Genomic DNA, 16,391 nt, shown 5'->3' on the forward strand with positions numbered 1-16,391 from the left:
TGCGTAGGCTTGTATTTGTTGTCCGCAGGCCTTACTTACGAACGAACTGATTCCACTACTGGGGAAATGAAATGTCAGGAACCCAACTCCTTCCGCAGGAACGCATTACGCTCCCGCTGCTCCCGCTGCGCGACGTAGTCGTTTTCCCGCATATGGTGATTCCGCTCTTCGTCGGGCGGCCCAAATCGATCAAGGCCCTTGAAGCCGCGATGGAAGGCGGCAAGCACATCATGCTCGTCGCCCAGAAAACGGCGGCGAAGGATGAGCCGACTGAAAAGGACATGTATGAAGTAGGGTGTATCGCCAACATCCTGCAAATGCTGAAGCTGCCGGACGGTACCGTGAAGGTGCTGGTCGAAGGCTTGCAGCGCGCGAAAACGCTCTCCATCGAAGAGCAGGAAACGCAGTTCTCGTGCGACGTGATGCCGCTCGAACCCGATCACGCCGACAGCGCTGAAACCGAAGCGCTGCGCCGCGCGATCGTGTCGCAGTTCGACCAGTACGTGAAGCTCAACAAGAAGATTCCGCCGGAGATCCTGACGTCGCTGTCGGGTATCGACGAGGCGGGTCGTCTCGCTGACACCATCGCCGCGCATCTGCCGCTCAAGCTCGACCAGAAGCAGCACATCCTCGAGATGTTCCCGGTCATTGAGCGTCTCGAGCATCTGCTCGCGCAACTCGAAGCCGAAATCGACATCCTGCAGGTCGAAAAGCGCATCCGTGGCCGCGTGAAGCGCCAGATGGAGAAGAGCCAGCGCGAGTACTACCTGAACGAGCAGGTCAAGGCGATCCAGAAGGAACTGGGCGAAGGCGAAGAAGGCGCGGATCTCGAGGAACTCGAGAAGCGCATCACCGCCGCGCGCATGCCGAAGGAAGCCAAGAAGAAGGCCGACGCCGAGTTGAAGAAGCTCAAGCTGATGTCGCCGATGTCGGCAGAGGCAACCGTCGTGCGCAATTACATCGATACGCTGATCGGCTTGCCGTGGCGCAAGAAAAGCAAGGTCAACAACGACCTCTCGAATGCGGAACGTGTGCTCGATGAAGATCACTTCGGCCTCGAAAAGGTGAAGGAACGGATCCTCGAATATCTCGCGGTCCAGCAACGCGTCGAGAAGGTGAAGGCGCCGATTTTGTGCCTCGTCGGGCCTCCGGGCGTCGGCAAGACCTCGCTCGGGCAGTCGATCGCGCGCGCCACGAACCGCAAGTTCGTGCGCATGGCGCTCGGCGGCGTGCACGACGAATCCGAGATTCGCGGCCACCGGCGGACGTACATCGGTTCGATGCCGGGCAAGATTCTGCAAAGCCTCGCGAAGGTCGGCGTGCGCAATCCGCTCTTCCTGCTCGACGAAGTCGACAAGATGGGCATGGATTTCCGCGGCGATCCGGCATCGGCGTTGCTCGAAGTGCTCGATCCCGAACAGAACCACACGTTTGCCGATCACTACATCGAAGTCGATTTCGATCTGTCGGATGTGATGTTCGTGGCGACGTCGAACTCGCTGAACATTCCGCCGCCGTTGCTCGACCGGATGGAAGTGATTCGCCTCTCGGGTTACACCGAGGACGAAAAGGTCAGCATCGCCGAGCGTTACCTGCTGCCGAAGCAGAAGCGCAACAACGGCCTGAAGGAGGGCGAAGTCGATGTGACCGAGCAGGCGATCCGCGACATCATTCGCTATTACACGCGTGAAGCTGGCGTGCGTTCGCTCGAGCGCGAGATCTCGAAGATTTGCCGCAAGGTCGTGAAGATGCTGCTGCTGAAGAAGGCGGCGGGTGCGGTGACGGTCGACGGCAGCAATCTCGACACGTTCCTCGGCGTGCGCAAGTACGACTTCGGTCTGGCCGCGAAGGAGAACCAGGTCGGTCAGGTTACGGGTCTCGCGTGGACGGAAGTCGGCGGCGATCTGCTGACGATCGAAGCAGCGTCGATGCCTGGCAAGGGCGCCGTGATCCGCACCGGGTCGCTCGGCGACGTGATGAAGGAGTCGGTCGAAGCGGCGCGCTCGGTGGTTCGCTCGCGTTCGCGGCGTCTCGGTGTCGCGGATGAAGCCTTCGAGAAGAAAGATATCCACATCCACGTGCCCGAAGGCGCCACGCCGAAGGATGGTCCGTCCGCCGGTATCGCGATGACGACAGCGCTGGTTTCGGTTCTGACCGGCATTCCGGTACGTGCCGATGTCGCGATGACAGGCGAAATCACGCTGCGCGGTGAAGTGCTGCCGATCGGCGGGTTGAAGGAGAAGTTGCTGGCGGCGCATCGCGGCGGCATTAAGCTCGTGCTGATTCCGGAAGAGAACACGAAGGATCTGACCGACATTCCGGATAACGTGAAGAACTCGATCGAGATCATCCCGGTTCGCTGGATCGACAAGGTCCTCGAACTGGCGCTTGAACGCGTGCCCGAGGCGTTGCCGGAAGAAGAACCGAAGCCGGCGCCCGTCGCGGCTGAAGCGCAGAAGGATGCGCCTGCAGCGGGTGAGTTCGTGAAGCACTGAACGCCAACGACGCGCGACTGGTGTCGCGTTGGGAAAGCCAAAAAGACCCGCGGGCGAAATCCCGCGGGTCTTTGTTTTTTGGCGATCCCTTCTAAATGCGCGATCAAACAGCGCGAATCGGCGGCAACCCTCGTTGACACGTCTCTTTCGGCCACTTCTAATGAGCGCCGCGTCCGGCATGGTCAGGTCGATGGCGGACCGCATAGACAACAACGTGCAACTACAGACGGGGATCACAATGAACAAGACGGAACTGATCGACCATATCGCGCAGGAGGCCGATATCACCAAAGTCGCTGCCGGACGTGCGCTCGACGCGATGATCGGCGGCGTACGCAGCACGCTCAAGAAGGGTGGCACGGTGACGCTCGTGGGCTTCGGGACGTTCGCTGTCGGCAAGCGCGTGGCGCGCACGGGACGCAACCCGCGCACTGGCGATGCGATCAAGATAGAGGCGGCCAAGGTGCCGAAATTTCGCCCTGGCAAAGCACTGAAGGATGCGCTAAACTAGCGGACTCGCTGGATACGGGCTCGCTTTGGAAGCAACGTCTATATCTGGCGAACGAGTCGGGAGCGGGTGCTTAGCTCAGTTGGTAGAGCGGCGCCCTTACAAGGCGTAGGTCGGGAGTTCGAGCCTCTCAGCACCCACCAGTTCTCACTCAAAAGCAGCAACATCAGGAGTGGTAGTTCAGTCGGTTAGAATACCGGCCTGTCACGCCGGGGGTCGCGGGTTCGAGTCCCGTCCACTCCGCCAGCATCCACGAGAAAGGCGAACTCCGGTTCGCCTTTTTTATTGCCCGCTGTTGTAATATCGGGCGTTTTGTCTTAAGGCATCGTTCCGCATGCTCGATTTTTTCCGCAATCACCAACGCCTGATGATGGCGCTCCTGATCCTCATCGTCGTACCGGGTCTGGGGATCGTCGGCGTCCAGGGGTTCAGCAGTTTCTTCGACGATAGCGCCTATGTCGCGAGCGTCAACGGTCACAAGATCTCGCGCGTCGAATACGACAACGCGCTGCGTCAGCAAGTCGATCGCGCGCGCCAGATGCTCGGCTCCCAGTTCGATCCGAAGATGTTCGAGACGCCCGCCATGCGCTCGGCGCTTATCGACAGCATCGTCCAGCAGCGCGTCCTCGCCGACGAAACCCAGCGCCTGCATCTCACCGCATCCGATGAAGCCGTGCGCCGCGCGCTGCTTGCCGATCCGGTCATCTCGTCGCTCAGGAAGCCTGACGGCACGATCGACGTCGAGCGCTACAAGCAGTTGCTCGCGATGCAGGGCATGACGCCCGAGCAATACGACGAGCGTATCCGCTACGGCCTCGCCACCGACCAGCTTCCGGGCAGCATTCAGGCCAGCGCGTTCACGTCGAAGGCACTCGCGCAAAGTCTCACGGAACTCGCCGAGCAGCGTCGCGACGTGCAGGGCCTCGCATTCCGCGCAGCCGATTACGCGTCGAAGGTCCAGCCCACCGACGCGCAAATCAAGTCCTACTACGACGCGCATCGCAACGATTTCGCGACGCCCGAGACGGCGCAGATCCAGTACGTGCTGCTGTCGCCGGCGAATTTGTCGGCGTCGATCAAGCCCAGCGATGCTGATCTCAAGAAGTACTACGACGACAACATCGCCCGCTATCGCACGGAAGGCGAGGTACGCGCGAGCCACATCCTGGTCAACGCGCCGAAAGACGCAAGCGACGCCGACAAAGTCAAGGCGAAAGCCAAGGCCGACGAGTTGCTCAAGCAAGTGAAAGCGCATCCCGACCAGTTCGCGCAGATCGCGGAGAAGAACTCGGAAGACCCGGGCTCGGCATCGAAGGGCGGCGATCTCGGCTACTTCGCGCGCGGGATGATCGCGGGCGGCAAGGCGTTCGACGACGCCGCGTTCAACCTCAAGAAGGGCGACGTGAGCGATGTCGTGCAGTCGGACTTCGGCTATCACATCATCCAGGCGACCGACGTGAAGCCGGCCGCGACGAAATCGTTCGATGAGGTGAAAGACTCGCTCGCGAAGGATTACGTCGCGCAGCAGGCGACGAAGAACTTCGCCGATGCCGCGCAGGGCTTCACCGACGCCGTCTACGAGAAGTCGAAGACGCTGCAGCCCGCCGCTGACAAGTACAAGCTCCAGATCCAGACGGCCACGGTCGGCCCGAAGGCGGACCCGAAATTGCCACCCGACAGTCCGCTGAACAACCCGAAGTTACTGTCGGCGGTGTTCGCTTCGGACTCGGTGAAGGATCACAACAACACGCAGGCGATCGACATCGGTAACAACACGCTGATCGCCGCGCGCGTTACCGATTACAAGGCGGCTACCGTGCCCGCACTCGACGTCGTGAAGGACGCCGTGCGTGCGAAGGTTGTCGCTGAAGAGGCGGCAGCGATCGCGAAGAAGGAAGGCGCCGCGAAGCTCGCCGAGTTGCAGAAGTCGAACGCGACGGCAGGGCTTTCATCGGTATCGACAGTGTCGCGCAACGACCCGCAGGGCCTGCCCCCCGCCGCGTTGAGCGCGATCTTCAAGGCGGACGCATCGAAGCTGCCGGCGTATGTCGGCGTCGATCTCGGCAATGACGGCTATGCGATCTATCGCGTGAACGGCATCGCGAAGGCTACGCCGGTCGCGGCCGATCGTCTCGCGGGCGCGCAGCAGCAGGTCGCGCAAGTCTACGCGCAGGCGGAGATGGAGGCGTATCTCGAAGCTTTGAAGGCGCGCTCGAAGGTGAAGCTGATGCAGGCGCCTGCTACGGCCGACCAGCAGTAACGCTTCAAAGAAACACAAAAAAGCCCCGCTTGTCGAGAGACCAGCGGGGCTTCTTGACAACTGGACCTAAGCGATCACAGACAAGTCTGAATGTCGCCGGTGGCGTCGCTGCCGGTCGCGCCTGAAGCACGGAAGCCGACCCACGAACCAGGACCCGACCAGTTCGGACGCACCACAGCGGCAGCGCCTGCCGGCGGCTGCTGACCCGGAACATAGACGTCGACGGCCTGATCGTTCGCGAGCGTATCCTGCGAAACCACTTGCTGCTGCGACTTGTCGGCCCACTTTTGCGCGACGCACTGTGCGACGACCTTCGGAGCCTTCTGGCTCGTGCCCACTTGCTGCACGCCAGCCGGCGGCTGGGCGGCACAAGCCGAGATCGCAACGGTCATGGCGAGAAGGGATAAATATTTCACGTTACCTCCGTGTTGAGGCGCTCACTGCGGAGCCGGGTTTTAAGAGTGACGCGAAAGTCTCAGATAACTGAATCGTGGCCTTGTTCCGCGTTATGTCTGAAATCCGCTCGGCACCGCCGCCTCGACATCATTCGCTATTTGGAAGCAGCCGCGCCAAGCAGCGGTTTCAAGCTTGGCCAGACGTTTTCCAATAGCAAGGGCTGGGCCTGAGCCGTCGGATGAATCTGATCGGCCTGGAACATCGTCGGCTGGTCGGCAATGCCTGCAAGCAGGAACGGCACGAGCGGCACCTTTTTCTCCTTCGACAACTGCTCGTACACGCCGTGGAACTTTTGCGAATAGTCGGGGCCGTAATTGGGCGGAACGTACATTCCGACGAGTAGAACCTTCGCATTCGCCGCCTGCGATGCCTCGACGATCGTGCGCAGATTCGCTTCCGTCGTCGCGAGGGGAACGCCGCGTAGCGCGTCGTTTCCGCCGAGCTCCACGACGACAACCGCCGGCTTCAGCCGGTTCAGCACCGCTGGCAAGCGCGCGCGTCCGCCGCTCGTGGTGTCGCCACTGATGCTCGAATTGGCGACGCTATAATCGAGACGCTCTTTTTCGAGACGGTCGCGCAGGAGCTTGACCCAGCCCGTATCGCGCGGCAGGCCGTATTCCGCCGAGAGGCTGTCGCCGAGCACGACTATCGTCGGCTTCGCCTTTGCGGGTGCAGCTTCCGCCGCATGCGTCGAGGGCGCGACTGCCATCGACGACAACGCCGCGGCCGTCACGAATGCGGCCACGCGAGCGCCCCAGTTCACCTTGAAGTTTTCCATGCAAAACAATATCGAACCAGTCATCGAAGTACGGGGATTGAGCAAGCGGGTTAAGGACGCAACGGGTGAACTGACGATCCTCGATCAGATCGACCTTTCGATCGCGAAGGGCAGCAGTGTGGCGATCGTCGGCGCATCGGGATCGGGCAAGTCGACGCTGCTCGGCTTGCTTGCCGGATTGGACAGCGCGAGCGAGGGCTCGGTTCGTCTGCTCGGCAAGGAACTCGGCAGCCTCAACGAAGACGAACGCGCGGCGTTACGCAGCGGCTCGGTCGGCTTCGTGTTCCAGTCGTTTCAATTGATGCCGCATCTCACGGCGCTCGAAAACGTGATGCTGCCGCTCGAATTGCGCGCCGAATTACCGCACCGGGAGATCGCGTCGCGGGCGCGGGCGCTGCTCGATCAGGTCGGGCTCGCGCAACGCACGGGGCATTATCCGAAGCTTTTGTCGGGCGGCGAGCAGCAGCGCGTGGCGCTCGCGCGCGCGTTCGTGACGCATCCGGCCGTGCTCTTCGCCGACGAACCGACCGGCAGCCTCGATGCCGCCACCGGCTACGCGATCATCGATCTGATGTTCGAGATGAACCGCCGCAACGGCGCGACGCTCGTGCTGGTCACGCATGACACGGAGCTGGCAGAGCGCTGCGATGCGACGGTGACGATAGAAGCAGGGCGGCTGGTGAACGGGCTGGGCGTTTAAGCCCAGCCTACATCGCTTGACGCTTCAGCCCTTCAGCGCTTGACGCGCCCGAGCGATCAACGCCGACGTCGACGAATCGTGCTTCGCCGGATCGGCGCTCGACGCGGTGATATCGGCTTCGACGACCTTGCCGAGGATCTTGCCCAGTTCGACGCCCCACTGATCGAACGGATTGATGTCCCACACCGATGCCTGCACGAGCACCTTGTGCTCATAAAGCGCGATCAGCGCCCCGAGCGTTTGCGGTGTAAGCGCGTCGAGCAGGATCGTCGTGGTCGGACGGTTGCCGGGGAAGCTCAGATGCGTCGCGAGTTCCTCCTTGCCCGGGCCCGCCACCTTCTTCGCTTCCTCAAGCGTGCGTCCCAGCATCAGCGCTTCGCTTTGCGCGAAACAGTTCGCGAGCAGCTTCGCGTGATGATCGGGCAGCGGATGCTCCGGCGTGAGCACCGCGATGAAGTCGATCGGGATGATGGTCGGCCCCTGGTGCAGCATCTGGAAGAACGCGTGCTGGCCGTTCGTGCCCGGCTCGCCCCAGATGACGGCGGCGGTCGGGTAATCGACGAACGTGCCGTCGAGCCGCGCCGACTTCCCGTTGCTTTCCATCTCCAGTTGTTGCAAATACGCGGGCAGAAAGTGCAGCGCTTCTGAATACGGTGCGATCAGGTCGCTTTGCGAGCCGAAGAAATTGCGATACCAGATGCCGAGCATGCCGAGCAGCACTGGCAGGTTCTTGTCGAGCGGCGCGTCGCGGAAATGCTGGTCCATCTTGTTCGCGCCTTCGAGCAGGCCGTCGAAGTTCTTCGGCCCCACCGACAGCATGATCGACAATCCCACCGCCGACCACAGCGAATAGCGCCCGCCGACCCAGTCCCACATCTCGAAAACATTCTCTTTCGCGATGCCGAACTTGACCACTTCCTCCGGATTCGCCGACACCCCGACGAAGTGCTTCGACAGCGCGTCTTCCGGGCAGCCTCGCTTCGTGAACCAGTCGCGCATGGAGCGCGCGTTGGTCATCGTTTCGAGCGTGGTGAACGTCTTCGACACGATGATCGCGAGCGTCTCTTCCGCGTCGATGGTTTGCAGCACGTTGTAGAGATCGGCGCCATCGACGTTGGAGACGAAGTGCGTATCCAGTTCCGGCGACGCCAGATGATGCAGCGCATGCACGACCATCTTCGGCCCGAGATCCGACCCGCCGATGCCGATGTTCACCACGTGCCGGATGCGCTTGCCGGTGTAGCCGGTCCACGAGCCGTCGCGGACCTTGTCGGCGAACGCGGCCATCTTCGCTTTTTCGGCGCGGACTTGCTGCTGGAACGGGGCGTCGTCGGCGGTGGCGCGCAGTGCCGTGTGCAGGGCCGCGCGATGTTCGGTCATGTTGACGATGTCGCCCGCGAACATCGCGTCGCGGCGCTCGGCGACCTTCGCCTGCTGCGCGAGCTCGACGAGCAGCTTGAGCGTGGCATCGGTGATGCGGTTTTTCGAGAAGTCGATCGCGATGCCGCCGCCGTCGTAGGCGAAGCGCTCGGCGCGCGTCGGCGAGGTGTCGTTTTGCGGCGCGAACCAGTCGCGCAGGCGCTCGCCGGAGATGTCGTCGTAATGCGACTGGAGCGCCGGCCAAGCAGGTAGCGAATTCAGCGTCATAGCGGTCCGATGCCTTTTGTGAGTGGCTTAAGGGAACGTTCCGTGCGAATGCCGGCAAGCCGCGCGACAGTTGCACGAACCATTGCAGAGTATAGCGACGATGCATGAACGAATGCTTGCATGCATCGTTTGGTTAGTTTCGGCCGGGATAGAAGCGCCGGTTGAGCAAGCTGCGCACCTTCGGCGCGAGTTCGCCCGCCGTCAGCCCGGCTGGGCCTTCGCCCTCGGCGGTGAGCACCTGCGCGGCCAGGCCGTGGAAGTAGACGCCCGCGAGCGCCGCTTCGTAAGGCGGCAGGCGCTGCGCGAGCAACGCGCCGATCAGGCCGCCGAGGACGTCGCCGGTGCCGCCCGTGGCGAGCGCGGCGTTACCGGTCGGATTGATCGCGACGCGGCCGTCCGTCGATGCGATCACGGTCCCCGAGCCTTTCAGCACGATCACGCTCGCGTAGCGCGCCGCAAGCTGACGCGCAGCCGCGATCCGATCGCGCTGCACATCCTTCACTTCGATGCCGAGGAGTCGCGCCGCTTCCAGCGGGTGCGGCGTCAGAATGCACGGATCGCCCTTCGCGCCGCGCGCAGCGACTGCATCCGCGAGCGACGCATCGCGCGAGACGAGGTTGAGCGCATCGGCATCGAGGAGCTTGGGGACATCGAGCGCGAGCACGTCCAACAGCACTCCCTTCGCGCGATCGCTCGACCCCATGCCGCAGCCGACCGCGAGCGCGTCCATCTTGGCGAGCGCGAAGCCGTCGACGTGATGCAGCATGAGTTCGGGATGCGGCGGATCGTAGGGCGGGGCGCCTTCGCCGATAAACGCCACGTTGACCTTGCCCGCGCCGCCGTAGAGCGCCATGCGCGCGGCGAGCACGGGCGCGCCGCACATGCCGGTGTCGCCACCGATCACGGCGAGCGTGCCGAACGTGCCCTTGTTGGACGCGTAGTCGCGCGGCGGCATGTGCGCGGCGAAGAGCGATGGCGCGTTCAGCACGATCGACGGCTCGGCGGGCGGCTCGACGCCGAGTGTCGCGACGAAGAGTTCGCCGGTGAGGTCGCGGCCGTGCGCGGTGTAGTGTCCCGGCTTCGCGCCGATGAAGGTGATCGTGTGGGTTGCGCGCACAGCCGCGCCGCCGCTGACCGTTTCGCCCGTGTCGCTGTTCAGGCCGCTCGCGATGTCGAGCGCGAGTACGCCGCCGGCATCGCGTGAATGTTGCGCGATGCGTTTGGCTAGATCGGCGAAGGCGCCTTCGAGCGGACGCGTCAGGCCGATGCCGAACAATCCGTCGACGACCCAGCTAAAGCCTTCCAGCGATTTCGGCGCGTCGGTTGAAATCACAACGCCCGCCACGCGGGCGGTGTCGAGCGCCCAGCGGGCGTCGTCGGGCTTGACCTCGACGGGCATGCAGACTTCGACCGCCACGCCCGCCTTCTGCAATTCGGCCGCGAGCACGAGCGCATCGCCGCCGTTGTTGCCGGGACCAGCGGCGATCCACACGGGCAGCGCCTGCCGCTCGGGCGAATGGTGGTCGGATTCGAGGAGAAACTGCGCGGCGGCCGCGCCCGCGCGCGCCATCAGCATGTGCGCGGGCAGGGTGCTCGCGGCGCTCGCTTCGAGCGCGCGCAGCTCGTCGAGCGTGAGGAGCGCGAGCGCGTCGTCTTTTGGCGTGAAATAGGGAGAACGTGACGAGGTCATGGGCGGCGGCGTGGTGAGCGGCATTGCGCCGTCACATCGCTGCCGTCATCGGGACCGGACCGTCAGAACCGGTCGATGCGCAAGGCCGCGAGGGTATCGGCGGGAATGTCGGGGGTGAGTCCGGAAACGAGATCCGCGACCACTTTAGCAGACCCGCACGCGAGGCCCCAGCCGGCCGGACCGTGCGCCGCGTTGACGAAAAGCCGCGCGTGGCCCGTCGCGCCGACAACCGGCAGGCCATCCGGCGACAAGAGGCGCAAGCCTTCCCAGGCGCGTGCCGCCGACACCTTCGCGGCGCCCGGAACCCAGTCGTGCGTGCCTTGCCCGAGGAGCGCGAGCACGCGGTTGGCGAGCCCGGTGCCGAGCGGCTTGGCTGTCTTCGCCTCGCTTTGCAGCACGGCGGCGCCGCCGACGCGCAGACGCTGGTTGACGCGCGTCATCGCGATGCGCTTGATCGAATCGACGATTGTGATGTGCGGTGCGTGTTCCTCGTAGGCGATGGGCGCGGTCAGGCTGTGCAAGCGCAGCGGATGCAGCGGCAGCTTGCCGTTCACGCGTGCAATCAGCCCCGGCGTGCCGATGCCCGCCGCGACGACGATCGCGTCCGCCGCGATCAGCTCGGCTTGATGCGTGCCATGCAGCGGCATAAGCTCGACCGCCGCGCGGCTGTCCTCCAGACTGATCGACGTGACTTCGCGGCCGAGGCGGAACTGCACGCCGCGTTCCTCGAGGATCTGCTTGAGCAACTTGGTGAACAGCGGACAGTTGGCGGTGCGCTCGGCATCGAGCAGCACGCCGCCCGCGAACGGGGGATCTTCGGGCACGGACGGCTCGGCGGCGGCGCATTCGGCGGGCGTCAGCACGCGATGCGGCACGTCGAAGCGCTTCAGCAACTCGATCGCCGGCGCGGCCTGTTCGAACTCGCGCGCGCGACGAAATACGTGCAATACGCCCGTGCGCTGCTCGCAGTCGAGCGCGAACGCCGCCTCGATCTCGCCGATCACCCGCCGCGACAGTTCCACGAGCGGCTTCAGGCGCGAGTATTGGGCGGTAAACGCGTCCGGATCCCGCAAAAGGGCGAGTTTTTTGACGAAATCGCGCGTCGCGGTATCGAAACCGGGTTTGAACACGATGCCGGTTTTGTTCGCGCTGCGCGTGCCCATGAAGGTCGGGCCGAACCAGACGTCGAGCGGGGAGGGCAGCATCGGGCCGCCATGCCCGTAGGTCGCGCCTTGCGCGACAGTCGCGTGGCGCTCGATCACGCACACGCGGTGTCCGGCCGCAAGCAACTGATACGCGGTGGCGATGCCGCCGATTCCGCCGCCGATGACGATTACATCCATGATTCTTGTGTCGCCCGAAGGCGTGAGACTTGCGAGTTTTGCGCGGATTCGGTGGTTTGGCGCGGGATCGCGAGCGTTGCAGGAAAGGCGAGGGCCACCGCGCTGGAAACAGGCGCGCGGCGTTTGCCCGATGAAAGCGCGCCATGATAGCGCCAAACGCGCCATCCCGGGACGCGCGCGCCATCGTCCGGAGGCCTTGCGCATCCGCGAAAAGCCGGGCCCACAAGCGTTGCACCGGGTTCGAAAAAATCCGCGACAATTGCGCCCCTGGCCGTTTTCAGGATGCCGGACCGGAGGGTCAAGAAAGCGCGCCGGGCGGCATCGGCGGGCGCTTGCGGCTGGCCGCCCGGCCGATTTCGAGACACTTCCGGGTTATAATCCGGGTCTTCCTTTCGCCTCACGCCGCTTCGTTTGCAGGTTCAGGCCCGCAAACTACGAACGGCCCATCGACGTCATCGACGCACCGTCCCAATGGCCCACTTCTCGTGTTTCCCCGGCGCTTCGGCCCTCTCCGATTTCCGTCAGACCCGTCTCCTTGAAACGCTCGCCCGCATCGACGCGAACATCGTCGGCGTGCGCGGCCAGTATCTGCACTTCGTCAATTCCGCCGTGCCGCTCGCCGACGAGGAAACCAGCCGCATCCACGCGCTGATGCATTATGGCGCGCCGTTCGAGGAGCACAAGGAACGCGGCAACGTCGAAACGTTCATGGTCGTGCCGCGGTTCGGCACAGTGTCGCCGTGGGCGAGCAAGGCGACCGACATCGCGCATCACTGCGGTCTCACGCAAGTGCGCCGGATCGAGCGCGGCGTCGAATACACGGTCGTCATGAAAAGCGGGCTGCTCGGCGGCAAGAAGACGCTCTCCGACGAAGCGCGTGCGCAAGTCGCGGCGGCGCTGCACGACCGCATGACCGAAAACGTCGTGCCCTCGCGCGATCACGCGCTGCATCTCTTCGACGAACTGCCGGCGAAGCCGCTGCAAACCGTCGATATCCTCGCGAACGGGCGCGGCGCGCTGGAAGCGGCGAACCTGGAGCTGGGCCTGGCACTCGCGGACGACGAAATCGACTATCTCGTCGATGCGTTCAAATCGCTCGAGCGCAACCCGACCGACGTCGAACTGATGATGTTCGCGCAGGCGAACAGCGAACACTGCCGCCACAAGATTTTCAACGGTGAGTGGACCATCGACGGCGAAAAGCAGGACATTTCGCTCTTCCAGATGATCCGCAACACCGAGAAGCTGAATCACGAGGGCACGATCGTCGCGTATTCGGACAATTCCGCGATCATGGCGGGCGGCGTGGCCGAGCGCTGGTTTCCGCGCGGCGCGAGCGAGCACTACGAGCGCAACGTCGAACTGACGCACACGCTGATGAAGGTCGAGACGCACAATCACCCGACCGCGATCTCGCCGTTCGCGGGCGCCGCGACCGGCTCCGGCGGCGAAATCCGCGACGAAGGCGCGACCGGGCGCGGTGCGCGTCCGAAGGCGGGTCTCGCGGGCTTCACGGTATCGAATCTCGATTTGCCGGACGCGCGCCAGAAGTGGGAAAACGACCGCGACAGCGCGACGCCCGTGCCGCAACGCAATCCCGCCGGCGAAAGCGCGCCATACGGACGCCCGGACCGCATCGCGTCGCCGCTGCAGATCATGATCGACGGGCCGATCGGCGCCGCCGCCTTCAACAACGAATTCGGCCGGCCGAACCTCGGTGGCTACTTCCGCACTTATGAGCAGAACGTCGCGGGGCGCGTGCGCGGCTATCACAAGCCGATCATGATCGCGGGCGGCATCGGCAATATTTCGGATCAGCACACGCACAAGCTGGATCTGCCGGCGGGCACGCTGCTGATCCAGATCGGCGGACCGGGCATGCGCATCGGCATGGGCGGCGGCGCGGCGAGCTCGATGGCGACTGGCGCCAATACCGCCGAACTCGATTTCGACTCGGTCCAGCGCGGTAATCCCGAAATTCAGCGCCGCGCGCAGGAAGTGATCAACGCGTGCTGGCAGCTCGGCGAGAAGAACCCGATTCTGTCGATTCACGACGTCGGCGCGGGCGGCATTTCGAACGCGTTCCCGGAGCTCGTCGATGGCGCGGGCAAGGGCGCGGTGTTCGAACTGCGCAAGGTGCAACTCGAAGAAAGCGGCTTGTCGCCGCGCGAAATCTGGTCGAACGAGGCGCAGGAGCGCTACGTCCTCGCGATCGCGCCCGCCGACCTGCCTGCGTTCGAGGCGATCTGCGAACGTGAGCGCTGCCCGGTCGCGGTCGTCGGCGTGGCGAGCGAGGAGCGCGAACTGAAGCTGATCGACGACGAAAGCGACGGCCAGCCGCCGGTCGACATGCCGATGGACGTGCTGCTCGGCAAGCCGCCGAAAATGCATCGCGACGTGAAGCGCGAATCGGCGAAGTTCGAGCCGATCGACGTAACCGGCGTGCCGCTGTCGGAAATCGCCGTCGACGTACTGAAGCACCCGACGGTCGCGAGCAAATCGTTCCTGATCACCATCGGCGACCGTTCGGTCGGCGGCACGACCGCGCGCGACCAGATGGTCGGGCCGTGGCAAGTGCCGGTCGCGGACTGCGCGATCACGACGATGGACTACGCCGGCTACCGCGGCGAAGCGATGACGATCGCTGAACGCACGCCGCTCGCCGTCATCGACGCGCCCGCGTCGGGCCGCATGGCCGTCGGCGAAGCGGTGACGAACATCGCCGCCGCGCCGATCGAGTCGCTGAAGAAGCTGAAGCTGTCGGCGAACTGGATGGCCGCGTGCGGCAGCGCGGGCGAGGACGCCGCGCTCTTCGATACCGTCAAGGCCATCGGCATGGAACTGTGCCCGGCGCTCGGCATCAGCATTCCGGTTGGCAAGGATTCGCTGTCGATGCGCACCAAGTGGCAGGACGCGACGGGCGCGGCGAAGGAAGTGGTGTCGCCGGTGTCGCTGATCATCTCGGCGTTCGCGCCGGTCGAAGACGTGCGCCGCCAGTTGACGCCGCAGTTGCGCCGCGATACCGACTCCGTGCTGATCGCGATCGATCTCGGGCGCGGGCGCAATCGCCTGGGCGGCAGCATTTTCGCGCAGGTGACGCAGCAGGTCGGCGACACGGTGCCCGACGTCGACGACGCCGAGGACCTGAAGCGCTTCTTCACCGCGATCCAGTCGCTGAACGCGGACGGCAAGTTGCTCGCGTACCACGACCGTTCGGACGGCGGCCTGTGGGCGACGGTCTGCGAGATGGCGTTCGCGGGGCACGTGGGCGTGTCGCTGAACGTCGATATGCTGACGCTCGATCCGAACCACGAATCCGACTACGGCGACGCGAAGGACTGGGCGAAGCAGACGAGCGGCCGTCGCGACGATCGTACGATCCGCGCGTTGTTCTCCGAAGAACTCGGCGCGGTCGTGCAGGTGCGCGCGGCCGATCGCGATGCGGTGCTCGTCGCGTTGCGCGATAACGGTTTGTCGGCGTGTTCGCACGTGATCGGGAAGCCGAACGAGCGCGACACGATCGAAATCTATCGCGACGCGAAGAAGATTTACGACGCGCCGCGCAGCGAGCTGCATCGCGCGTGGGGCGAAGTGAGCTGGCGCATCGCGCGGCTGCGGGACAACCCCGCGTGCGCCGACGCCGAATACGAAGCGCTCGCTGATGCGAACGATCCGGGCATTTCGCCTGTGCTGACGTTCGATCCGGCGCAGGACGTGGCGGCGCCGTTCGTCAGCAGCGGTGCACGGCCGCGAGTCGCCATCCTGCGCGAGCAGGGCGTCAACTCGCATCTGGAAACGGCCTACGCGTTCGACCGCGCAGGCTTCGACGCGCACGACGTCCACATGAGCGACCTGCTCGAAGGGCGGGTGACGCTCGCAGATTTCGCAGGCGCGGTCGCGTGCGGCGGCTTCTCGTACGGCGATGTGCTCGGCGCGGGCGAGGGCTGGGCGAAGACGATCCGCTTCAACCCGCGTCTCGCCGACATGTTCGCCGCGTTCTTCGGCCGCACCGATACGTTCGCGCTCGGCATCTGCAACGGCTGCCAGATGATGAGCAGCCTGGCGTCGATCATTCCCGGCGCCGATGCCTGGCCGAAGTTCACGCGCAATAAGTCCGAGCAGTTCGAGGCGCGTTTTTCGCTCGTGGAAGTCGAGAGCTCGCCGTCGATTTTCTTCGCCGGCATGGAAGGCTCGCGGATTCCGGTGGCGGTCGCGCACGGCGAGGGTTTCGCAGACTTTTCGCAGCAGGGCGATGTGTCGAAGGCGCTGGTGACGATGCGTTACGTCGATCACCACGGTCAGGCGACGGAGCGGTATCCGTTCAATCCGAACGGGTCACCGGAAGGGATTACGTCGGTGACGACGCCGGACGGGCGGTTCACGGTGCTGATGCCGCACACGGAGCGCGTGCATCGCAATGTGCAGATGAGCTGGACGCCGGAGGAGTGGACCACTGATGCGAGCCCGTGGCTCAGGGTGTTTCAGAATGCGCGGCGGTGGGTGGGGTAATTTGC

The 16,391-nt window shown here is 64.4% G+C and carries 10 protein-coding genes and 2 tRNA genes; 7 read left to right on the forward strand and 5 right to left on the reverse strand.

The genetic code is table 11. From position 1 onward, the window contains the following. The first annotated feature begins 71 nt into the window (after positions 1–71). The 5 genes from lon to AWB67_RS17610 all read left to right on the forward strand — a co-directional run bounded on the left by lon (position 72) and on the right by AWB67_RS17610 (position 5,263). Positions 72–2,495 carry an endopeptidase La gene (gene lon / locus AWB67_RS17590; protein ID WP_087657530.1) on the forward strand — a complete coding sequence of 808 codons (2,424 nt, stop codon included), beginning with the start codon at positions 72–74 and terminating at the stop codon, positions 2,493–2,495. 190 nt (positions 2,496–2,685) lie between these two features. Continuing rightward, complete coding sequence (locus tag AWB67_RS17595) at positions 2,686–3,006, forward strand: HU family DNA-binding protein (RefSeq protein WP_159964858.1); 321 nt, start codon at positions 2,686–2,688, stop codon at positions 3,004–3,006. A gap of 64 nt (positions 3,007–3,070) precedes the next feature. Then, positions 3,071–3,146: transfer RNA gene (locus AWB67_RS17600), tRNA-Val, on the forward strand. Positions 3,147–3,172: 26 nt separating this feature from the next. After that, positions 3,173–3,249, forward strand: a tRNA-Asp gene (locus AWB67_RS17605). 88 nt (positions 3,250–3,337) lie between these two features. Further along, on the forward strand, positions 3,338–5,263 hold the full coding sequence (locus AWB67_RS17610; RefSeq protein WP_087657531.1) for a SurA N-terminal domain-containing protein: 1,926 nt from the start codon (positions 3,338–3,340) through the stop codon (positions 5,261–5,263). Between the two features lie 74 nt (positions 5,264–5,337). On the opposite strand, the gene AWB67_RS17615 is transcribed toward AWB67_RS17610, so the two are convergent. Together AWB67_RS17615 and AWB67_RS17620 are read right to left on the reverse strand one after the other, a co-directional pair. Next, positions 5,338–5,679 carry a hypothetical protein gene (locus AWB67_RS17615; protein ID WP_087657532.1) on the reverse strand — a complete coding sequence of 114 codons (342 nt, stop codon included), beginning with the start codon at positions 5,677–5,679 and terminating at the stop codon, positions 5,338–5,340. A gap of 134 nt (positions 5,680–5,813) precedes the next feature. Further along, positions 5,814–6,497 carry an arylesterase gene (locus AWB67_RS17620; protein WP_235025205.1) on the reverse strand — a complete coding sequence of 228 codons (684 nt, stop codon included), beginning with the start codon at positions 6,495–6,497 and terminating at the stop codon, positions 5,814–5,816. Between AWB67_RS17620 and AWB67_RS17625 the strand changes: the two genes are divergently transcribed. Then, positions 6,427–7,197: an ABC transporter ATP-binding protein gene (locus AWB67_RS17625; protein ID WP_374729830.1), complete on the forward strand. Its 771-nt coding sequence runs from the start codon at positions 6,427–6,429 to the stop codon at positions 7,195–7,197. The two genes, AWB67_RS17620 and AWB67_RS17625, sit on opposite strands and share 71 nt — an antisense overlap. Positions 7,198–7,221: 24 nt before the next feature. Here AWB67_RS17625 and pgi read toward each other — a convergent pair whose 3' ends face one another. From pgi to AWB67_RS17640, 3 genes are all read right to left on the reverse strand, one after another. Further along, the gene (gene pgi / locus AWB67_RS17630) at positions 7,222–8,844 is read right to left on the reverse strand and encodes a glucose-6-phosphate isomerase (RefSeq protein WP_087657533.1); all 1,623 of its coding nucleotides are present in this window, start codon (positions 8,842–8,844) and stop codon (positions 7,222–7,224) included. A gap of 133 nt (positions 8,845–8,977) precedes the next feature. Next, positions 8,978–10,534 carry an NAD(P)H-hydrate dehydratase gene (locus AWB67_RS17635; RefSeq protein WP_087657579.1) on the reverse strand — a complete coding sequence of 519 codons (1,557 nt, stop codon included), beginning with the start codon at positions 10,532–10,534 and terminating at the stop codon, positions 8,978–8,980. A 62-nt stretch (positions 10,535–10,596) separates the two neighbouring features. Further along, a complete protein-coding gene (locus AWB67_RS17640) occupies positions 10,597–11,877 on the reverse strand; it encodes an FAD-dependent oxidoreductase (RefSeq protein WP_087657534.1) in 1,281 nt (426 codons plus the stop codon). Between the two features lie 471 nt (positions 11,878–12,348). On the opposite strand from AWB67_RS17640, the gene purL reads away from it, so the two are divergent. Then, positions 12,349–16,386, forward strand: a complete 4,038-nt coding sequence (purL, locus tag AWB67_RS17645; protein WP_087657535.1) for a phosphoribosylformylglycinamidine synthase — start codon at positions 12,349–12,351, stop codon at positions 16,384–16,386. Positions 16,387–16,391 lie beyond the last annotated feature (5 nt).

Source organism: Caballeronia terrestris (assembly GCF_001544515.1).
Classification (GTDB): domain Bacteria; phylum Pseudomonadota; class Gammaproteobacteria; order Burkholderiales; family Burkholderiaceae; genus Caballeronia; species Caballeronia terrestris.

Bases quoted from the DNA above. Each gene is read 5' to 3' on its own strand.
- lon (WP_087657530.1), top strand. From the start codon at position 72: ATGTCAGGAACCCAACTCCTTCCGCAGGAACGCATTACGCTCCCGCTG.
- AWB67_RS17595 (WP_159964858.1), top strand. From the start codon at position 2,686: ATGGCGGACCGCATAGACAACAACGTGCAACTACAGACGGGGATCACA.
- AWB67_RS17610 (WP_087657531.1), top strand. From the start codon at position 3,338: ATGCTCGATTTTTTCCGCAATCACCAACGCCTGATGATGGCGCTCCTG.
- AWB67_RS17620 (WP_235025205.1), bottom strand. From the start codon at position 6,497: ATGGAAAACTTCAAGGTGAACTGGGGCGCTCGCGTGGCCGCATTCGTG.
- pgi (WP_087657533.1), bottom strand. From the start codon at position 8,844: ATGACGCTGAATTCGCTACCTGCTTGGCCGGCGCTCCAGTCGCATTAC.
- AWB67_RS17635 (WP_087657579.1), bottom strand. From the start codon at position 10,534: ATGACCTCGTCACGTTCTCCCTATTTCACGCCAAAAGACGACGCGCTC.
- AWB67_RS17640 (WP_087657534.1), bottom strand. From the start codon at position 11,877: ATGGATGTAATCGTCATCGGCGGCGGAATCGGCGGCATCGCCACCGCG.
- purL (WP_087657535.1), top strand. From the start codon at position 12,349: ATGGCCCACTTCTCGTGTTTCCCCGGCGCTTCGGCCCTCTCCGATTTC.